We start from the raw sequence: 19749 nt of genomic DNA, 5'->3' as shown, positions 1-19749 counted from the left end.
TAAATAAAAAGGCCAGCATAAACTTCGCTGGCCTTTTAACATCACAATGCAAACTGAGCGATTAAGCGTCTAATGCCTTCTCGATTAAGCGCTTAATGTAAGCATGATGTGCTTTAGTAGCTGTGTCAGCGCCCCAAGGTGCACTCATGTCATTAATTTGTTGTAACTGATATAACGCTGCTGCTTTAGCAAGGTTGTCATATCGGCTTGCTTTACCAAGGCCTGCAGCTTTAATTAAGCGGTTTACATATTCAACCTGTAGGTTTTGGCTGAATGTGCTTACTGCTTTGCTCTTCACAAAAATGCCAGCAGTTAAATCAGTCATAAAGTCGTTTAACGCGTACTCATTACCGTATAGCGCCGTGTCAGATAAACGCTGTAACACATTTGGGTGTAACAGTTGGTTCAGCACTGACTTCTGCATGCCTAATACCATTTTGTGCGCTTTCGGATCTTCGTTCTTACCATAATGGTTAAAGCCACGGCGCTGTTGCTGCATGTAGTTATACAGAGGCTGCATGTTTGCCAATACATTTGGTGCAAATACTTTGTCAGTAAGTGCTTGCATGGCTTCTTTTTGGCGCGCTAAAGGTACCGGTGTGAATGGTTTTACATCATCAGCTGTACCAACTACGTTACGTTCTACATATACGCCGCCAATTTGACGAGAGATCACGTCAGCTTGGCGCTTATATTGGCCGAACAGTACATTGGCTGAGGTTAACAGCTGCTGGTGTGATTCGCCTTGTACACGTGCAGTATCAGTTAGCTTGCCTAGTAGGCTGTCGATAAGTTCCATGCGACCAACACCATAAGCCACTGGGTTAGATGATAAGTCACCGACCATTACGCGTGGGTCAATATGACGACCTGGTGCACGCATATCGTCTGCGTCATTACCGAATGTTAGCTTTGGATCATTTGAGCGAGATAAAATTGCTTCAAGGCGCTTTTCTTCCGCATCAGCCGTGCTTGCTGCAACGCTGTAGCCGTATTCAATTGCCCAATCATCGTAAGGACCCGGACGAGTTTGGAAGATATCACCTTGTTTTTTACCAAGCGGCGCAATGTTCGCTGGTGCATAATCCATCACGGAACCGGTCACGATACCTTGTGTTAGATTCTTATCATGTACTTCGTTTTCATCCCAGATGATAGACGACTTCATGTTGTGGTTAAGACCTAGTGTGTGGCCCACTTCGTGTAATATAAGTTGCACAAGGGCTTGGCGAAGCATTTCTTTACGCTCGATATCGCTGCCCGTTGATAGGCTGGCTGTCATCATTTCGCCTTGTAGCTCATGACCTAATGAACAGTTCATCGCATCATGTTCGCCTAAATCGGCATTGCTGTGGCTCATTGCACCTTGGCTGTAAAGCGTGTCGTAGATCCAACGGTTCTTCATAAACACATACTCAAGCATGATGTCTGAACCTAAGATCTCGCCCGTTAATGGGTGCGCAAGTGCAGGACCATAACCGCCGAAAGGAGGGCGAGGTGATGATGTCCAACGTAGCACGTTGTAGTTAATGTCACCCGCATCCCACTCCGCATCATCAGGTTGCACTTTTACAACCAGTGCGTTTTTGAAACCGATTTTTTCAAATGCACTGTTCCAAGCCAAGACGCCGTCACGTACTGTGTCACGCCATTCAACCGGGGTGGTATTCTCAATCCACCATACGATTGGCTCTACAGGTTCAGATAATTCAGCATTAGGGTCTTTTTTCACTAAATCCCAACGTTTGATCACGTCATTGTATGGTGTCCAATCAGGTGATGTCATCACGTCGAATTGGTTAGTAAAATAACCGATACGCGCGTCATCTTTACGTGGTTGGTAATCGTTTTTAGGTAATGCAACAAAACTGTGCTGAACTTTGACAGATACAGAACGTGGATCTGTTACTGCGGCAGAGCCGCGAACACTTGGATTTGGGTTGCTAAATACATAATCAACAACAATGTCTAAGTTGTTTGAATATGGACGTTGTTTGATGATGCGAGATTTCTTGCTATCAAGCTTGCCCACGTTAAAGCGTTTGCTGGCATTTTTATCACCAGCACGCTTCCAAGGAGAGACCTTGTGTAGTGATTCACTTAAAAAGATTTTATCGGCTTTAAAGGCAATCTTACCGTCTTCTTGCTTTTCAATTTTTACACTCGCTAATACTGCTTCACTGATGTTTGCTTTGCTTGCACGTGCTAGTGCAGTGTTTTCTTCAAACTGGTAGCGTGGTGTTTTGCTGATGATATCGATGCGGTTGAAATGCTGTCTAAATTCAATCAGTTTAGTTTCGCGGTAGCTACCACGAACATGACCCGCATCCGTTACACCGTCAACGGTATGTGCAAAATACACAAAAGGGGTGTTTAATTGGCTTTCTTCTAAAACCAATAAGTGCTCACCTGTTTTCTTATCTTGGTAAAGCTCAAATACGCCTTTGAATGCGGTTTTGTTTTCAATCAGACTGGCAATGGTCTTTTCTTTTTTATCTTCTTTTTTCTTATCGGCAGCAATGGCTGCTTGGCTAGCAAAAGTCAGTGCTAGCGCAATTGAAAGGGCAGTTTTTTTCATAAGTACGCTTGTTAATTTTTCTTTGGATTTTTTAGTGTACCGAATATGAATTATAAAGCCATATTGATGCGATTGATGACATAGTTAGGTCAGTTTGAATGTTGTTAAGGTTATGATTTTTATGGTTTTTGATTTTGTAACATTGTATGTAAAACCAAACGCCTGCTATTCATCGTATTAGCTGTAACAGATTCTTACAAATGTCACATTTTTCTTGGTATTAATCTTGTTAGTATAGAAAGTAGAGAAGGCTAGAAAATTTTTTAATAGGTGAAATCGTTATGCAAACGAAGGTACTAAAATGGATATTCCCTGTCGCAGCTATTGTTGTTGGGATGATGGGCGCACAGGGCATCAATGCTTTGGCAAATGAGCCGGATGCAAAGGAGCAGGTAGATACTAGACCTGTTGTTGCTGTAGAAGCGGTTTCAGCACTTGACCATCAAGTTGTCATTAAAAGCTATGGTGAAGTTCAACCTTTTGAAAGTACTAGGCTTTCAGCTCAGGTTTCAGGCGAAGTAGTCGCTTGGCACGACAACTTCGTAACCGGTGGCATTGTCGCCAAAGGCGAAGTGTTACTGAGTATCGAAAAAGATAACTATGAAGCGGCTGTCTTACAAGCAGAAGCGGAAGTAACACGTGCGGAAGCTAAACTGATTGAAGAACAAGCACTTGCAGATGTTGCAGCCGATGAAGCAAAACGTTTCCCAAGTAAAAAACACACCGACTTATTCCTTCGTAAACCGCAGCTTCTAAGTGCTCAAGCCGCCTTAAAGTCAGCTAAAGCAGCACTTAAGCGTGCACAACGAGATTTAGACAACTGTGATGTAGTTGCGCCGTACGATGCGTTGATTGTTTCTCGTGATGTGGGTTTAGGTCAGTTTGTGAGCATGGGTAGCAGTATTGCACAGCTAAATAATATTGAGCATGCGGAAGTGATCATTCCGGTTGCAGGGTTTGATAGCGCCTTTTTACCAGAGCGTATTGAGGGCTTAGATGCGACGATCACTCAATCGGGCTTAAACGGTTTTACCCGCTCTGCAAAAATTCACCGTGATTTAGGTGTGGTTGATAAAGCAACGCGTATGGTAAATCTGGTTGTTAGAATTGCAGATCCATATGGGTTACAGACGCAACAGCCACAAGTGAAGTTTGGCTCATACGTACAAGTAAACTTCTCTGGTAAAACGTTAAATAGCATCTACCGCTTGCCGCAAGATCTGGTCAATAACAACACCGTATGGTTGTTAAATAGCGAAGGCCAACTTGAATCTCGCAAGGTGCAGGTGATCCGTGAAGAAGGTGAATATTTCTACGTGAGCACAGGCCTGAAAGACAACGAAAAACTGGTAACTACTTTGCCTGAATACCCGCAAACAGGGATGTCGGTAAAAGTAGCTGGTTCAGATTCATCTAAAGCTGAAACCACAGACAAGCTTTAAGGAGTAGCAGATGAGTCAAGCTGAACTTGAAAAGCAAACCGGTTTAATTGCTTGGTTTGCGAAAAACTCGGTGGCGGCCAACTTATTGATGGTTTTCATCATCATTATTGGTTTGTACACCTATAACACCATTCAAAGACAGATGTTTCCGAATGTAGAGATTAACTACATTACTGTTGCGGCAAACTACCCTGGTGCTTCACCGCAAGAAATCGAAGAAAGTATTTTAATGAAGATTGAAGAGGCCTTGAAAGATGTCACTGAAATCAAAGAAGGGGTGTACCGCGCAAACCGAAATGGCGGTAGCGCGACATTAGAAATCGATCCTGACGTTGAACTAACTGACGTGTTAGATAAGGTAAAATTGCGTGTCGATGGCATTGCGACTTTCCCTGCAGCGATGGAGCCGGTCACCATTAATCAAATTGAATTTCAGCAGCAAGTGATACAAATGACTTTGTCGGCTGATTTACCACTAACTGAATTGAAGCCGATGGCCAAACGCATCGAAGATGAGTTATTGCAACTTAACAACGTGTCGTTGGTTGATGTGAATGTGCCTTTAGATGAGATCGCTATTGAGATAAAACCAGACATGCTGCGTCAATACGGTTTAACTATTAATGAAGTGGCAAGCACTATTCGCAACTACTCTGCTAACTTTTCAGCAGGTCAGCTACGAACTGACTCAGGCATAATTTCAGTACGTATTGAAAACCAATCTTATAACGGTGACGAGTTTCGTCAACTACCGGTAAAAATTGGTGCACATGGTGGTCAAGTACTTTTACGTGATATTGCAGTCATCAAAGACGAATTTACTGAAGGCGAGCGCTACTTCAAATTAAACGGAAAGAATGCGGTATTTATTTCTGTTAAGGCAACCAAAGAACAAAACATGGTGCCGGTTGCTGAATCAGTTAAAAAGTTTATTGAACTTAAGAATCAAGAGCTACCAGCTGGTGTTGAATTGGATTCCATTGTTGATATGACCTATTACTTAAATGGTCGTCTAAACATGATGAAGACTAATCTACTACAAGGTATGTTCTTAGTGACCCTAATGCTGTTCTTATTTTTAAGATTTAAGTTGGCAATGTGGGTAACCATTGGTATTCCAGTATGTTTTCTGGGGGCAGTTATGTTGATGCCAGTGCTGGGTATTACCATTAATGTGACCTCATTATTTGCCTTCATCATGGTACTGGGTATCGTCGTTGATGATGCAATCGTAATTGGTGAGAGCGCTTACACAGAAGTAGAAAAAAAAGGCTCAGGTGTCCACAACGTTATTGTGGGTGCAAAACGCGTTGCGACGCCTGCAACTTTTGGTGTACTAACCACCATGGCTGTATTTGCACCACTTATGTTTTCTACGGGTCCAGAAAGTGCCAACTTTATTAATATTGCCGGCGTAGCATTGCTGTGTCTATTCTTCAGCTTGATTGAATCTAAATTAATACTGCCTGCGCATATCGCTGCGATTAAGTTCAAGCCGCTTAAAGAAGATAGCTGGCGTCATAAGTTCAATACTAAGTTCTTTGGGTTTGTGAATGGGCCTTACCGTCGTTTCGTTACACTTTGTGTAGAGTGGCGTTGGACTGTTTTATGTGCCTTTATTGGTATGTTTATCGCCAGTATCGCGTTGAGTAGCAGCGGTATGTTGCGCACTCTGTTTTTACCAAAGATCCCGCATGATTTCCCTAGCATCAATATCACGATGAATGACAACGTGTCGGATGAGCAAACCATTGAGGCATTGAAAAAGCTTGAAGCAGTGGTGCTGAATGTCGATAAGCAAGTTCAGCAGGAGTATGGCGTCTCAATGTTGCGTGATGTCATGGTGTTTAATGAAGGTCGAACTGAGGGTAAGTTACTCGCCCCGCTGGTAGATGAAGAAGAACGCCCGTTTAACACTTTTGAACTAACGCGTCGTTGGCGTGAGCAACTCCCTGAAATTGCAGGTATGAAGTCTATCCAAATTGAAGATGAAGTAATCAATATGGGGCAAAATGGTGACTTCGGTTACTTATTATTTGGTTCTGACATAGATACGTTGAATTCGGCTGGTCGTCGATTGATCAGCATGTTGCAAGCTGAAAAAGGCGTCTTTGATGTGAGTTCAACCATTGATCCTGCCAGTAAAGAGATCCAGTTAGCCCTTAAACCGGTTGCTTATGAGTTGGGTTTAACTCTACGTGATATAGGTTCTCAAGTGGGTGCAAGTTTTTACGGTGGAGAAGCGCAGCGCGTGATCCGTAATGGCGAAGAAGTACGCGTTATGGTGCGCTACCCTAAACTGACTCGTGAAGCATACTCTTCATTAAAGCATACCGTGATAAAAACGCCTCAAGGTCGTGAGGTGATGCTAGGTGATGTGGCTGAGATCTCTGAAAAACCAGGTATTAGTTATATTCGCCGTGAAGACGGTTACCGTACTGTGTATGTCTACGGCAACATCGATGAAGAGGTCGTAGAACCTAATGCTGTTACCAAGCGCATTGATGATGAAATATTACCTGAGCTTATTAAGATGTTCCCGTCTGTTAAAACTAAGCTAGGTGGTGCGATTGAAGAGCAGCAAGCTCAAACCAATGAGCAAATCGTATTTTTCATAATTGGTATGCTACTGGTTTATATATTACTTGCAATTCCGCTTAAAAGTTACTCTCAGCCACTGATTGTTATGTCTGTTATTCCGTTTAGCTTGGTCGGAGCGTTATGGGGCCATCTTGCATTTGGCTTAGATTTAAGCTTGTTTTCACTTTACGGGATAATTGCAGCAGCGGGGGTTGTTATCAATGACTCGCTGGTAATGACTGATTTTGTAAACCAATCTCGTAAAGCGGGTCACTCAATAAAAGAAGCGGTAATTGAAGCGGGTTGTGCAAGATTTCGTGCAATCACGCTTACATCAATCACAACTTTTGTGGGCGTATTACCGATCATGTTTGAAACCAGCTTACAGGCAATGTTTGTAATTCCAATGGCTGTGTCTCTGGGTTTTGCCGTTGTGTTTGCGACATTAATCACATTATTACTGGTACCGTGTTTGTACATCATATTGACTGATATTGGTAATATATTCGGTAAGGGTGGAAGTTTGATTAAGCGTGCTGGTAATGCGATTAAACCTAAAGGTAAGGTACAAAATATCTGATACCTTATTTTAAAGAGTATCTAGGCCAGCATATGCTGGCCTTTTTTATATAGAATATGAGTTTATATACAAAAGTAGTAGTCTTTTTTTATTTTGTAGTTAAAAGGTTGAGTTTGGGGTGTCGCTAGCTATAATTTAGGTTCGTTCTTTATTTTGAGATAGTTATGTTTAGGCGCCCATTGATACTTGATGAATGGCAACAGATATCAGTATTAAAACAGAATCGTCATTTATATGTTGGCGATAATGTTACTGCGCATTTTTTTACTCAAGAAGGTGAAATCGAAGCGTTGCAGCTCACTTTAAACATTGCTTACAATGCAATGCAAACATCACAGTATTGGACCCGAGAACTGGCAAACCTCATTAATTTTCATCTGCCTCTTGTAAAGGTGGGTAAAAAAGCTTTATTGGGCTGGGAAGTGGGCTACGGAGAGTTACCTGTCTTTAGCCACCCAAGTAGTGGCATTACGCAGTTCGAACTCAGCTATCAATGTACGGCTAAGCCGAAAGCGCGAAGTGATGAAGCGCACTCTCAAAACATTTATCCTCAGCAGCCGCAAAACTATCAACCAGGTACCAAAGTATGGCATCCAGCAACAGGACGTTATTACAAGTGCAAAGCTTGGCCATTTAGTGAATATTGTCGTGATACCAGCGGCGACTTCGAGCCTGGAATTGGCGCTATGTGGGAAATGGCTTGGGAAGTGTGCTGAGCTATATTGCATTCCCTTTTCAGGTCGTTTGACTATGGTACACTGCTGCTAATTAACTTATTTAAGGAAAGGCAAGTGAGTCAGTCTATTTCAGCCCCAATCGCAAAAAAAATCCCCCATATTTTAGAGACGCACGCAGAGCAACGCGTCGATAACTATTACTGGATGCGTGACGATAATCGTCAAGACCCAGAGATACTGGCGCACTTAGAGGCTGAAAACGATTACTTAAAAGCGGTAATGGCACCTCATAATACTCTGAAAGATCAATTGTTTGAAGAAATGAAAGGGCGCATTGTAAAAGACGATAGTTCAGTGCCAGTAAAGGATGGTAAATACTGGTATATGAGTGAAGTTGCAGGTGACAACGAATATGCGTTTCACTATCGAGCAGACAATGCCGAGATGCAAAACAAGCAGTTGCTGCTGGACGTCAATGAACTTGCCGCACCTTACGAGTATTATGATATTGGCGATATGGCGGTGAGCCAAAACGATGAACTGATGGCCTATAGCGAAGATACTGATGGCCGACGTATTTATAAAGTTAAGTTTATCAACTTAGAAAGCGGCGAATATCTGTCTGATGAGTTAGAAAATACCGAAGGCCAAGTGGTATGGGCCAATGATAATCGTACGGTTTTTTATGTAAAGAAAGACCTACAAACTCTACTAGGTTTTCAAGTGTTCAGGCATGTACTGGGTACCCCTCAATCAGATGACGTGCTCGTTTATGAAGAGCAAGATCGTCAGTTTTATATGGGCTTAGGAAAAAGTCGTGACGATAGCCAGATCTATATTTATCTAGCTGCAACCGAAACATCAGAACAATGGGCGCTCGATGCTAATAATCCTGAACAGGTATTTGAGTTATTGTGTCCGCGTTTAGAAGGCCATGAATTTGGTATTGATAAGTTTGCAGATCAGTACTTCATTGTCTCTAACCACCAAGCAAAAAACTTTAAGCTCTGTACAGCAAAGTTAGAAGACATCGCAGATATAGCGAATTGGCAGATACAAATTGCACAAAGAGATGACGTACTGATTGAAGGATTAGAGCTTTTCAATAGCCATTATATTGTGACTGAGCGTTGTTTAGGGCAAACACGTTTTGTCGTGCATGACTATCAGGGCGGTAGCCATACATTGGCATTTAATGATGTGTGTTATAGCGCCCATATGGGCAATAACCCCGAGCCAGAATCAACTGCCGTGCGCATTCATTATTCAAGTCTGACTACGCCGAGTAGCGTGTATGAATGCGACCTAGCCACAGGTGAAAAGCAGTGCTTAAAGCAGCAGCAAGTACTTGGTAGTTTTTCAGCGGATGACTATGCCTCTGAGCGCTTACACATTACGGCGCGAGATGGCGTTAAAGTGCCTGTCTCTTTGGTATATAAAAAGTCATTATTTAAAAAAGATGGCACAAACCCTATGCTGCAGTATGGCTATGGCGCTTACGGCATCACCATAGATCCAAACTTCTCAAGTAATACCCTGAGTTTATTAGACAGAGGGTTTGTGTATGCCATTGCACATATTCGCGGCTCTGAAATGTTAGGTCGACAATGGTATGAGCAAGGCAAAAAAGCCCATAAACAAAACACCTTTAACGACTTTGAAGATGTGACCCGTAGCCTTGTTGAGCAAGGTTATGCTGATGCGCATAAAGTCTTTGCTTCTGGTGGCAGTGCGGGCGGTTTATTAATGGGGGCTGTGGTAAACCAAGCCCCTCAATTGTACTTAGGGATAGGATGCCATGTGCCGTTTTTAGACGTTTTGACAACCATGCTTGATGAGTCAATCCCGCTTACGACGAATGAATATGACGAGTGGGGTAATCCAAATAACGAAGCTGATTATCACACTATCAAGGCATATTCACCATATGACAATTTACTGCCACAAGCTTATCCTCATATTTTGGTTACGACAGGCCTGCATGATTCGCAAGTGCAGTATTGGGAGCCGATGAAGTGGGTAGCGAAATTACGTGAAACTAAAACTACAGACTCTTTATTGTTATTCAGAACGGATATGGGGTCTGGTCATGGCGGCGCAAGTGGTCGTTTTAAGCGCCTTGAGGAAATCGCCCTAGAGCAGGCATTTTTTATTAGCCTGTTTGAACAGGCGTCATGATAAGACGCTATACTTTTAAATGACTAAGACGGGCTGTGACATTCACAGCTCTGTTTTAATAGGAGTAAAGATGAAGTTTAAAGCACACGGTTTATGGCGTGTTCATATTGAAAATGCGACTATTTATATTGCGTTGAAAGGTGGGTTCAATCGCGAAGGGGTGATTGATTTTCAAAATGATATTATTAAACGTGTTATGTCAGAGCCAATACCTTGTGACAGTGCTGTATTGAATTTATCTGAATTTGAAATGAGTACCTCAGATAGTTTGGAGGCAACTAAAGAATATTTCGAAGGGGTAAAGCAACGAGGTTATAAATGGGTCGACTATATAGGTGTGAATCCAATTGCTGAATATAACCTAAAGCAGCTGTGGCAAGGGGCAAAAACAGAGATCTGCTTTTACCCTGATGAGAAGGCTTATATGAGTGCTAAGCCTGAGCATATGAAGCCTTTAGCCGAACTATCCCAAATAAGCTTTGAGCATCCACACTAGTTTCTCTTGTTCTTTAATATAGTCGCTCATTAGAGCGGCTGTACCTTCATCTTCTGCATCACTTGCCACACCTAAAATCTCGCGTTGCTGTTTTAATAATAGCGTGAAACCATTCAGTAGTGTTGTCACCGCTTCATTACCCTCTGTGATGTTTTTCGCTTCTTGAATTTCAGCACGCTCAAGATAATCGCTAAATGCATGAAGTGGCTGGCCACCTATGGTTAGGATACGTTCCGCTAGCTCATCTACTTTTAACAATAATTGGTCATAAATCTCTTCAAACTTTAGATGCAGTTCAAAAAAGTTTTTGCCTTTGATATTCCAATGAAAACCACGCGCATTCATGTATTGAATTTGATAATTACTTAATAAGCCATTTAGTTTTACTGCTAGGTCTTCACTTGCTTGTGTTGATAAACCGATATCGCTGAACTGTGTCATGTTATTTACTCCTGTTGTTTGCATGGGAGTAAGTATGGGGTATGTGCTTTGATTGGTCTAACGGGATAAAACAATAACTGCAATTCAAAAAAGCGATTGGTTAGGTGTTATTAATCTATGGAATAAAGCTTGCCAACATTAGCTGGTTTGTTTGCTTTTTGACCGAACAATTGATCTATAACAAGTTGGTGATAGGGGGTATAAATACCAGAAATAGAACTTGATTTAGGTCAATAATTACACAGGCATGACGCGCATAATGACTCTGTAAACAGACAAAAATCAATGGGTGTCATCATGGAACTAAAAACACAATCTCAACATAAAGCAGAAATCACCGTTGTCGTTATCGCGCTACTGGCATTTGTCGTCGGTCTTGTTGGTCATTTAGCAGGTGCGAGTTTCGCAAACTCAGATGCATTTGGTTATATTGCAGCACCAATCCCACTGATCACAGGCATTATCGCATTTGTGGCTTATAAAATTGCAGAAAAAGGCGATCACTAAGCAAGTACTAAAGTCATTCAGAATCAGTTAGAAGTGATAGTACATAGTCGGTGACTTTGCGTGAATAAATCATACTGGTATGGCTAACATGAAATACTTTGTGTTCTGCCATACCTTGTAGTTTTGTTTCTTCCAATAATACTGTGCCATCAGAGCTACTGCCTTTTTGTAAGATAGGCATCAGTCCCAAAGGTAAATCACCAGCAATGCTGTAAAGCCTTGCCTTGTATGGCCAATCTTGATTGTCTGAGACCAAAAACTCCACACTGTTTTTTAAAAAAACATCGAGCCCTTTTTCATGCATCTGCTTGGCAAATATGCTGCCTTTGTGGGGCGTGCCCAAGGTAATGACCTTCTCAACTTGCTCACTGATTGCTGAGTGGTTATCTAAGTATGCGCGCGCGATTAATCCGCCCATTGAGTGGCAAACTAGCGCAGCGCTATCATTGCCAATAAAGTCATCGATTTGAGAGAAGATCTCTGATTTATCAGGGCTAAGGGTATTGTAAGTAAGATTTAAAATTTCAAATTGGTGTTTCTTAAGCTTATTGCACAATGGCTGCATCACGAAGCCAGACATATAAAGCCCATGCAAAACGATGATTTTATGTATTGCCATTGTGCCTCCAATTTAAGCCTTCCCTGTTTTGTTGAGATTACTCTAACAAGTGAAACTGAGCCGGAGCTTAATTAATCGTTGAAAACCAATTAAAGTTCAAGTTTTGCCAATGATGACCACTATTTCCAGATGGTTGGGATAATGTGCACACTTTGTTCTTCATCGCTTACCCAAATTTCACCATCTTGCACTGTCACGGTTAAATTCATGCCACGTTTTGCCATCGTCGCAAGTTGTGATGTTGCTTCATACGGTAAACTGATAACCGATAGATTATTGTGGCTATACAGCTTAGGCTGATTCTTTTGCCACCAAATTTCTTGGTTGTTTTCGCCATAGCAATATAACACCACATCTTTAGCGCGATTACAGGCTTTCTTAACGCGCTTTTCATCTGGCAGACCTAGCTCTATCCAAAGCTCAATCTCTTCATTATAGTTTTTTAACCAAACTTCAGGCTCATCATCAGCACATAGACCTTTGGTGAATTCCAAGCGTTCTTGGTAGTGAAGCGCAAATGCTAAAATGCGGATCATTAAGCGCTGTTCATTTTCAGAAGGGTGTTGCGCTACCGTTAGAGAGAGAGTTTCGTATACGTGTTTATCCATATCGCTCAAAGCGAGTTGCGCTTTGATGATGGTCGATTTTAAAGCCATTGTCTTCATTCATGCTAATAAGAATGGCAGCAGTATACATGAGCAAGCTCGTTTAAATACGATTTTATCAACGAGGTTGTTTAGTGTTTTTGCTTATTTTTGCGTAAAATAGCGCAATCAATTTTTGTCGAACAGAATTTAGGAGCGCAAGTATGGCCATTCAGTGGTTTCCTGGGCATATGAACAAGGCTCGCAATGAGATTAAAGAGATCATGCCGCAAATGGATGTGATTATCGAAGTTTTAGATGCGAGGATCCCGTATAGCAGTGAAAACCCAATGGTGTCTGCGCTTCGCGGTGATAAACCGGTCATCAAAATTATGAACAAAGCTGACTTGGCCGACCCTGAGCTTACCAAGCAATGGATGGATTATTTTGAACAAGAAAGTGGTGTTAAAGCCATTGCGTTTGGTCATGATAAAGGTGCCGAAGTTGCGAAGGTAAACGAACTTTGTAAAAAGCTAGCCCCACATAAAGTGGGTGCAGATAAGCAGCTAAAAGCCATGATCATGGGTATCCCGAATGTAGGAAAATCGACTTTAATTAACCACCTTGCTGGTCGTATCGTGGCGAAAACCGGTAATGAACCCGCGGTGACCAAGTCTCAGCAGCGTATTCGACTTGAAGATGGCATCATGCTGTATGACACACCTGGCATGTTATGGCCAAAAGTTGAAAATGAAAACTCGGGTTATCGTCTAGCGGCAACAGGTGCAGTAAAAGATACGGCGATGAACTACGAGGAAGTCGCCAGCTTTACCGCCGAATACTTACTAAGTGCTTACCCAGAGTTATTAAAATCACGCTATAAAATTGATGAGTTGCCTGAGCAAGATTGGGAGTTTGTCGAAATGGCGGGCCGTAAGCGTGGTTGTATTCGCGGTGGTAACCAAGTTGATACCCATAAGATGTCTGAAATCTTAATCAATGAGTTACGAGATGCCATTATTGGTCGCATCACCATGGAAACACCTGCGATGCGTGATGAAGAAGAAATTATGGTTGCTGAGCTGCGTGCTGCAGCTGAAGCGAAAAAAGCAGCAAAAGAGGAAGAGAAAAAGCTACGTAGAGCAAGAGCGCGTAAGAACCGCCGCTAAAACACTCACGTATATTGCAGACATAAAAAAAGCCCTTTCAGGGCTTTTTGTGTTTCATATCTACCGTCACCGATATGAGCAATGTAGCAAGTAAAATGTGTTTGGAGAAAAGTGAAGATATCGCGAGGGGCGTTGCGACATCTCACTTCCTACCATGGCTTTAACGTGGCAACACGTGTTTCGGGTCGAGAAACAATTAGAGTAAAGTAACAAAGTAAGCCGTCAATCTCGCCTTGTTGAGATTGATTATCAGTTAGATTAATGGATGTGTCAACAGTCTTTTTGAAAATAATTATCATTTATTTTTGGTGGCTGAATTCGGGAATTACAGGCATAAAAAAAGCCCGATTAAGGGCTTTTTGACTTTTCATATCTACCGTCACCGATATGAGCAATGTAGCAAGTAAAATGGGTTTGGCCGCTAACACTTGATAACAAGGGGCGCGTTACAGAGTGTTATTGGCCAATGCTGTTAACGTGTGTGCATCACGAATTCTGGGTCGAGAAACAAGATTCAGTAGCGTGCTTTCTTGTTGAGATTGATTATCAGTTAGATTGTTTAGTGTGTCAATAAATATTTGAAAATAATTCTCATTTAGATCTTTCGTTATGAAAATACAAAATTTAGACATAAAAAAAGCCCTATTAAGGGCTTTTTGACTTTTCATATCTACCGTCACCGATATGAGCAATGTAGCAAGTAAAATAAGTTTGGTCGCCAGCTTAATCTAACAGGGGCGTGTTATTTTTGGCTTTTGACCAGTGCTGTTAACGTGTTTGCGTCACGAATTCTGGGTCGATAAACAAGATGAAGTTGTGTGTTATTTCGTCTTGTTGAAATTGATTATCAGTTAGCTTTTGATTTGTGTCAATACTTATTTGAAAATAATTCTCATTTACTTCTTGGTTTGTTATTTCTTTGCTGTTCACATCGTTTTTCTTCCTTTCGAACAAATAATCGCCCATGCAAAACTTTTCACAATGTAATCTTTAACTAGGTTTGGTACTTAAGTTATCAAAAGGTATGCTGATTGCGGTAGCAATCACTAAGGAGCTAAAAATGAAATGGTTATTAGTAATAGTGAGTTTATTAATGAGTGCAACGACAATCGCAATGGATAAATGGCGTGGCTTATTAGAAATACAGCCGGGTGTATATTTAACTTTAGGATTCAATGTTGACGTTAACGCAAATGCTGTGACGCTAGATAGTCCTAATCAAGGTGCATTTGGCAAAGTGCCAACAGAGTTTTCAGTATCAAAAACGCATTTATCTTTTAAAGATAAGCAACTTCAAGCTGAGTTTACCGGTGAAGTAAAAGGGAACAAATTAGTTGGTACCTTTACACAAGGTCGAGCAATGCCTGTAACCCTGCAGCGCCTTAGCGAGCAAGATCTAACGCAGCTTAAATATGAAGGCGCTTATACTGGTGAGCTTGATATTAATGGTAAACCTTTGCCTCTTGTGGTTCAGGTGGCTGTGATTCATGGTGGCTTTTATACCTCATTAGATAGCCCTGCTCAGCAGAGTTATGGTATTCCCATGACGGAGTTTGCAATTAATAATGATGAAATGACGTTTAAATCGAAAATGATCAGTGCAAGTTTTTCTGGCAAATTCAGCGAACAAGGTTACAAGGGGAAGTTTGTACAAGGCTTTGAGATGCCGCTTACCTTGAAAAAAAAACAGCTATAAATAACGACAAGCAGGTAGAAATAAAGCTGAGCCAGCTTCAGGCTCAGTTACCTGACATCTTTGCTGACATAAATGCCGCAATTATTGTGCTTAAAGGTGATGAGCAAGTGTTTTACCTGCATGGGGAGCCAGTTAACAAGTCGAGTTTGTTTGAAATAGGATCAGTGTCAAAACCGCTGTTTGCCTTGTTAGCAAGCCAGCTGGTGATAGAGCAAGAATGGTCACTTGATATGCCTGTTGCTCAGTTACTAGATAAACAATATCGTCATCATAATTATTCTCTTCAGCAATTATTAACCCATCGTTCTGGTCTGCCTAGATTACCCAGTAACTTAACCCCCATTAACATGGATGACCCTTATGCGCTATTTGGAGATGATGCCCTTGCAGAAGCACTAAGCGCAAGTAATTCAGCCCCTGGGTCGTTTGAATATTCCAATTATGGCTATGGCTTACTTGGTTGGTTAATGGCTGAAAACTTCAAAGTGTCACAGTCTCATATGGTAGAAAAATATTTATTTGATAACTTAGAAATGGAGCATGCGCAGTTAGCGATAACAGGTTCTAAGCAAACTAAACTGAGAGGTCAGGACTATTATGGTGATAAGGTACCTAATTGGCACTTTGATAGCCTAGTTGGAGCTGGTGGCGTGTTAGCGTCACCACAAGATATGGCAAATTGGATCAGTGCATATTGGCTATCGCCGAAAAATATCCCCACATTGGCTAAGTCAATGGGCAACAGTTTGACTCTCTTAAATGATGACATGGCTTATGCTTGGCGAGTAGGGCAGCAAGGTCAATATTTTCACGGAGGACGAACGGCTGGCTTTAGTACTATGGTGGTATTTAACCCTAAAAAACAGGTTGCTGTGATCACTATGGTTGCGGGTGAGCGTGATGCAGGCAAAATAGCGATGACACTCTTTGAGCAGTTGCAAAATAAAGATAAATAAAATGAAGCTTCTACAGTATCAGTACTTTTTCGGACAGCGATATGTTTTCGCTGTCTGTCATATCATCAGTTGGTTAATTGCCTACATATTCATTACTTCTATTGTCATGCAAAACCCTTATGCGGGTTGGGTAGAAGCGGTATATGGTGCAATCTTTTTATCGGCTGGTGCTCTAGTGACGTATATTTTACGTTGTGTATATAAACGTTTTATGCAACAAAAGAGTAACTTACATCAGTTTATCTTTTTATTTATAGGTGCATTAATTTGCACGTTTTTAGCAACAGCCGTGTTATTACTCGGTGTTTTTTTCATTGCTTACATTGGCGTATCTCAACCAATTCCATCTTCGCAAGTTACTTTCATCATAGAGCATGTAGGTTTGAGTAACGGCATTAATATGTTGGGTATGACATTGTTATGGTCATTTGGGTATTTAGCGGTAAGTAAAATTAAATTGTTAACAGAGGCGCACTCATTACTCACGGTTAGTCAATTACAGGCGTTGAACAGCCAACTGAACCCTCACTTTTTATTTAATGCCATTAACGACATTCGGGCTTTGATTTTAGCCCAGCCCTCTCAAGCGCGTGATAGCTTAGCTGAATTGGCTGATATGTTGCGTTATTCTCTGCAACCCAATCATGAAGATAAAGTGCCATTATCAGAAGAGCTTGCAAATGCAGAACATTATTTAAACCTATGCAAAATTGGTTTAGCAGAGCGATTAAAGACACAAATCAAGGTTGTACCTGAGGCGCTTCAGTTAACTATGCCGAAAATGATCCTACAGTTATGTTTAGAAAATGCCATTAAGCATGGCATTGCAAATAGTCGCATAGGTGGCACAGTTTATTTATCGATTAGCTGTGAAGAAAAGCTCATGATTGAAGTTGTTAATCCCTTACTTACAAACAAGCAGCCTTCAGATGGCTTGGGTTTGGCGACAAAAAATATAGAGAAACGTTTGGCGTTACTCTATAAAGGTCAAGCAAGGTTGAATCGTTTTGAGCAAGATCAGCAAGTAATTACACGTATTGAATTACCAAAGGAAACAGTATGACTCGGGTGGTGATTGTAGATGATAGCCATTTAGCAAGACTTGAACTAAAAGCGCAAATTGAAGAGTTAGGTGGACTTGATGTGGTTGGTGAGGCACCAGATATCATTGAAGCCAAGGTGGTTATAGAGCAGGAACAACCTGATTTACTGCTGCTTGATATCAATATGCCCAGCGGCAGTGGGTTCGACTTATTGGCACAATTAACCTATGTGCCTCATGTGATTTTTGTCACCGCGCATGATGATTTTGCTGTTAAGTCATTCGAAGTCAACGCCCTCGATTACTTGCTTAAACCTGTGACGCAAGCTCGTCTGGCTGTGGCGATCGAAAAGTATAAGAAACTGCAAACGCCACTTGAAATAGACAGTCGCTTTTTTATCAAAGATGGTCAACGTTGCTTTTTTATTGCGTTAGAAGAGGTGCAGGCATTTGAAGCCATGGGAAATTATACGCGCTTACACACAGAAAATGGCGCTGTTAGCGTGTATCGAACATTGGCAAATATCGCTGAGCGTTTACCGAAAGAGCCTTTTTTCAGGGCCAATAGAAGTTGGCTATTTAATATTAATAATATCGCAGAACTGGAACAAGAAAGTGGCGGTACGCTTGAAGTGAGGTTGCAAAATAATCTGCAAATTGCTTTGTCTCGCAATCAAACAACCGCATTTAAACAACGTTATAAATTATAGACTGTGTACTTTTTCATCTAAATCTCCTAACGTGTAGTTATCTGTAATACCAATCTTCAAAATAGAGCATTTAATTAGAGGGTTGGTTTAAAACAAAAATAAAAACAAACAGGTGACATTATGTTGAGTTCAATCGGTCTCGCATTTGCGTTAGTTACATTAATCGTATTGACGCTCAGGGGCGTTAACTTATTTATTTCAGCCCCTTTGTGCGCTGTGGTTGTCGCGTTATCGAGTGGTATACCTTTATTCCAAATAAGTGATCAGGCAAGTTTTGTATCGGGCTACATGAGTGGTTTTGCTGGTTTTGTGCAAGCTTGGTTTTTAATGTTCTTATTGGGGTCACTGTTTGGCAAGTTGATGGAAGACAGTGGGGCGGCAGATGCTGTTGCTCGCTATATCGTGAATAAACTGGGTATGAAGTATGCGGTGTTGGCTGTAGTGCTTGCTTGTGCCTTGCTCACGTATGGTGGTGTAAGTGTTTTCATCGTGGCATTTTCGGTTTACCCCATGGCACTCAGTCTATTTAAAGATGCGAACTTGCCTCGTCGATTTATTCCTGCGGCATTGGCGTTCGGCTCTGTCACTTTTACCATGACATCGGCAGGCTCCCCTGAAATTCAAAACTGGATCCCGATAAAATACCTAGGCACTTCACCTTATGCTGCATGGCAAGAGAGTTTGATCATTGCCATATTCATGGCGGGACTCGGATATGTATTACTGCAATATATGATTAAACGTGCCGTAGCAAAAGGCGAACAGTTTGAAGCGCGAGATAATGACCCTGAGGCAACACGCAACAAGCTGCCAAATCCTATTACGGGTGTGATCCCTTTGTTGGTCGTGCTGGCGCTGTCTTTTACCTTACATGAAGCACTGCAGCAAAATGCCTTAATTGTGGCTTTACTCGGTGGGGTGATCAGTCTATTTATTATTAACTTTAAATACTTTATTAATATTGAAGCTGCGGTGAATCAAGCAACAACAGGCGCTTTAGTTGCAATAGGAAATACGGCAGCTGTTGTTGGCTTTGGCGCAGTGGCTAAGCTGACCCCAGCATTTCAAGATGCAGTCGTTATGATGACGCAGATCCCTGGGCATGAACTAATTGGTGCTGCGATAGCGGTGAGTGTCATTGCCGGTTTAACTGGCTCAGCATCTGGTGGACAGGCCATCGCTTTACCTTTGGTGGCGCCACATTACATGGACTTGGGTGTTGAGGCTGATGAATTGCACCGTGTAGTAGCAATAAGCTCAGGTGCCATAGATACCTTGCCACACAATGGCTATGTGGTGACGACCATACGTGCGATTTGTGGCGAAAAACACCAAGATGCTTATTGGCCTCTAGCGATGCTCACTGTGGTCGTTCCGTTAATAGGCTTGGCGCTGATCTTAGGGTTATTTATTGTTTTTTAACTTTGCTTACAATTTAAGGCTGTTAATCGCGGTGTTTTTAAGCGCAAGATAACAGCCACAATCATGTTCAAT

17 protein-coding genes are annotated in these 19749 nt (G+C 41.7%); 12 read left to right on the top strand and 5 right to left on the bottom strand.

The window, feature by feature from the left end; genetic code table 11:
* Positions 1-61 precede the first annotated feature (61 nt).
* Entirely contained in the window at positions 62-2578 is a 2517-nt protein-coding gene (locus tag ACGHEH_RS13710; protein ID WP_390446258.1) for a zinc-dependent metalloprotease, read from the bottom strand.
* Between the two features lie 281 nt (positions 2579-2859).
* On the opposite strand from ACGHEH_RS13710, the gene ACGHEH_RS13705 reads away from it, so the two are divergent.
* The 5 genes from ACGHEH_RS13705 to ACGHEH_RS13685 all read left to right on the top strand — a co-directional run bounded on the left by ACGHEH_RS13705 (position 2860) and on the right by ACGHEH_RS13685 (position 10531).
* Positions 2860-4020, top strand: coding sequence for an efflux RND transporter periplasmic adaptor subunit (locus ACGHEH_RS13705; RefSeq protein WP_390446256.1), 1161 nt, complete (start codon positions 2860-2862; stop codon positions 4018-4020).
* 10 nt (positions 4021-4030) lie between these two features.
* Positions 4031-7180, top strand: coding sequence for an efflux RND transporter permease subunit (locus ACGHEH_RS13700; protein WP_390446254.1), 3150 nt, complete (start codon positions 4031-4033; stop codon positions 7178-7180).
* A gap of 164 nt (positions 7181-7344) precedes the next feature.
* On the top strand, positions 7345-7896 hold the full coding sequence (locus ACGHEH_RS13695) for a hypothetical protein (protein WP_390446252.1): 552 nt from the start codon (positions 7345-7347) through the stop codon (positions 7894-7896).
* A gap of 75 nt (positions 7897-7971) precedes the next feature.
* Positions 7972-10035: a S9 family peptidase gene (locus ACGHEH_RS13690; RefSeq protein WP_390446251.1), complete on the top strand. Its 2064-nt coding sequence runs from the start codon at positions 7972-7974 to the stop codon at positions 10033-10035.
* Between the two features lie 70 nt (positions 10036-10105).
* The gene (locus ACGHEH_RS13685) at positions 10106-10531 is read left to right on the top strand and encodes a hypothetical protein (RefSeq protein WP_390446250.1); all 426 of its coding nucleotides are present in this window, start codon (positions 10106-10108) and stop codon (positions 10529-10531) included.
* On the opposite strand, the gene ACGHEH_RS13680 is transcribed toward ACGHEH_RS13685, so the two are convergent.
* The gene (locus tag ACGHEH_RS13680) at positions 10499-10972 is read right to left on the bottom strand and encodes a Dps family protein (protein WP_390446248.1); all 474 of its coding nucleotides are present in this window, start codon (positions 10970-10972) and stop codon (positions 10499-10501) included. The two genes, ACGHEH_RS13685 and ACGHEH_RS13680, sit on opposite strands and share 33 nt — an antisense overlap.
* Positions 10973-11269: 297 nt before the next feature.
* Between ACGHEH_RS13680 and ACGHEH_RS13675 the strand changes: the two genes are divergently transcribed.
* Entirely contained in the window at positions 11270-11479 is a 210-nt protein-coding gene (locus tag ACGHEH_RS13675; RefSeq protein ID WP_138477677.1) for a hypothetical protein, read from the top strand.
* Between the two features lie 13 nt (positions 11480-11492).
* Here ACGHEH_RS13675 and ACGHEH_RS13670 read toward each other — a convergent pair whose 3' ends face one another.
* Both ACGHEH_RS13670 and ACGHEH_RS13665 read right to left on the bottom strand, forming a co-directional pair.
* Entirely contained in the window at positions 11493-12098 is a 606-nt protein-coding gene (locus ACGHEH_RS13670; protein ID WP_390446246.1) for an alpha/beta hydrolase, read from the bottom strand.
* A gap of 119 nt (positions 12099-12217) precedes the next feature.
* Positions 12218-12754, bottom strand: a complete 537-nt coding sequence (locus ACGHEH_RS13665; RefSeq protein WP_138567604.1) for a YaeQ family protein — start codon at positions 12752-12754, stop codon at positions 12218-12220.
* Between the two features lie 152 nt (positions 12755-12906).
* Between ACGHEH_RS13665 and ylqF the strand changes: the two genes are divergently transcribed.
* Positions 12907-13851 carry a ribosome biogenesis GTPase YlqF gene (gene ylqF, locus ACGHEH_RS13660; protein WP_390446244.1) on the top strand — a complete coding sequence of 315 codons (945 nt, stop codon included), beginning with the start codon at positions 12907-12909 and terminating at the stop codon, positions 13849-13851.
* 768 nt (positions 13852-14619) lie between these two features.
* On the opposite strand, the gene ACGHEH_RS13655 is transcribed toward ylqF, so the two are convergent.
* Complete coding sequence (locus tag ACGHEH_RS13655; RefSeq protein WP_390446242.1) at positions 14620-14817, bottom strand: hypothetical protein; 198 nt, start codon at positions 14815-14817, stop codon at positions 14620-14622.
* 94 nt (positions 14818-14911) lie between these two features.
* On the opposite strand from ACGHEH_RS13655, the gene ACGHEH_RS13650 reads away from it, so the two are divergent.
* From ACGHEH_RS13650 to ACGHEH_RS13630, 5 genes are all read left to right on the top strand, one after another.
* Positions 14912-15547, top strand: coding sequence for a hypothetical protein (locus ACGHEH_RS13650; protein WP_138630453.1), 636 nt, complete (start codon positions 14912-14914; stop codon positions 15545-15547).
* An 86-nt stretch (positions 15548-15633) separates the two neighbouring features.
* Entirely contained in the window at positions 15634-16503 is an 870-nt protein-coding gene (locus tag ACGHEH_RS13645) for a serine hydrolase domain-containing protein (protein WP_390446240.1), read from the top strand.
* 1 nt (position 16504) lies between these two features.
* Complete coding sequence (locus tag ACGHEH_RS13640) at positions 16505-17566, top strand: sensor histidine kinase (protein WP_390446238.1); 1062 nt, start codon at positions 16505-16507, stop codon at positions 17564-17566.
* Entirely contained in the window at positions 17563-18255 is a 693-nt protein-coding gene (locus ACGHEH_RS13635) for a LytR/AlgR family response regulator transcription factor (RefSeq protein WP_390446236.1), read from the top strand. Before ACGHEH_RS13640 ends, ACGHEH_RS13635 begins: the two co-directional genes overlap by 4 nt.
* Before the next feature lie 120 nt (positions 18256-18375).
* A complete protein-coding gene (locus ACGHEH_RS13630) occupies positions 18376-19677 on the top strand; it encodes a GntP family permease (RefSeq protein ID WP_138630445.1) in 1302 nt (433 codons plus the stop codon).
* Positions 19678-19749: the final 72 nt, after the last annotated feature.

It is taken from the genome of Pseudoalteromonas sp. MTN2-4 (genome assembly GCF_042848605.1).
Taxonomy (GTDB): domain Bacteria; phylum Pseudomonadota; class Gammaproteobacteria; order Enterobacterales; family Alteromonadaceae; genus Pseudoalteromonas.
The sequence above is the reverse complement of the archived record's forward strand: the minus strand, read 5'-3'. Positions and strand labels throughout refer to the sequence as shown.

Coding starts and splice junctions, on each gene's coding strand:
- ACGHEH_RS13710 (WP_390446258.1), bottom strand. CDS start 2,578: ATGAAAAAAACTGCCCTTTCAATTGCGCTAGCACTGACTTTTGCTAGC.
- ACGHEH_RS13705 (WP_390446256.1), top strand. CDS start 2,860: ATGCAAACGAAGGTACTAAAATGGATATTCCCTGTCGCAGCTATTGTT.
- ACGHEH_RS13700 (WP_390446254.1), top strand. CDS start 4,031: ATGAGTCAAGCTGAACTTGAAAAGCAAACCGGTTTAATTGCTTGGTTT.
- ACGHEH_RS13695 (WP_390446252.1), top strand. CDS start 7,345: ATGTTTAGGCGCCCATTGATACTTGATGAATGGCAACAGATATCAGTA.
- ACGHEH_RS13685 (WP_390446250.1), top strand. CDS start 10,106: ATGAAGTTTAAAGCACACGGTTTATGGCGTGTTCATATTGAAAATGCG.
- ACGHEH_RS13680 (WP_390446248.1), bottom strand. CDS start 10,972: ATGACACAGTTCAGCGATATCGGTTTATCAACACAAGCAAGTGAAGAC.
- ACGHEH_RS13675 (WP_138477677.1), top strand. CDS start 11,270: ATGGAACTAAAAACACAATCTCAACATAAAGCAGAAATCACCGTTGTC.
- ACGHEH_RS13670 (WP_390446246.1), bottom strand. CDS start 12,098: ATGGCAATACATAAAATCATCGTTTTGCATGGGCTTTATATGTCTGGC.
- ACGHEH_RS13665 (WP_138567604.1), bottom strand. CDS start 12,754: ATGGCTTTAAAATCGACCATCATCAAAGCGCAACTCGCTTTGAGCGAT.
- ylqF (WP_390446244.1), top strand. CDS start 12,907: ATGGCCATTCAGTGGTTTCCTGGGCATATGAACAAGGCTCGCAATGAG.
- ACGHEH_RS13655 (WP_390446242.1), bottom strand. CDS start 14,817: ATGGGCGATTATTTGTTCGAAAGGAAGAAAAACGATGTGAACAGCAAA.
- ACGHEH_RS13650 (WP_138630453.1), top strand. CDS start 14,912: ATGAAATGGTTATTAGTAATAGTGAGTTTATTAATGAGTGCAACGACA.
- ACGHEH_RS13640 (WP_390446238.1), top strand. CDS start 16,505: ATGAAGCTTCTACAGTATCAGTACTTTTTCGGACAGCGATATGTTTTC.
- ACGHEH_RS13635 (WP_390446236.1), top strand. CDS start 17,563: ATGACTCGGGTGGTGATTGTAGATGATAGCCATTTAGCAAGACTTGAA.
- ACGHEH_RS13630 (WP_138630445.1), top strand. CDS start 18,376: ATGTTGAGTTCAATCGGTCTCGCATTTGCGTTAGTTACATTAATCGTA.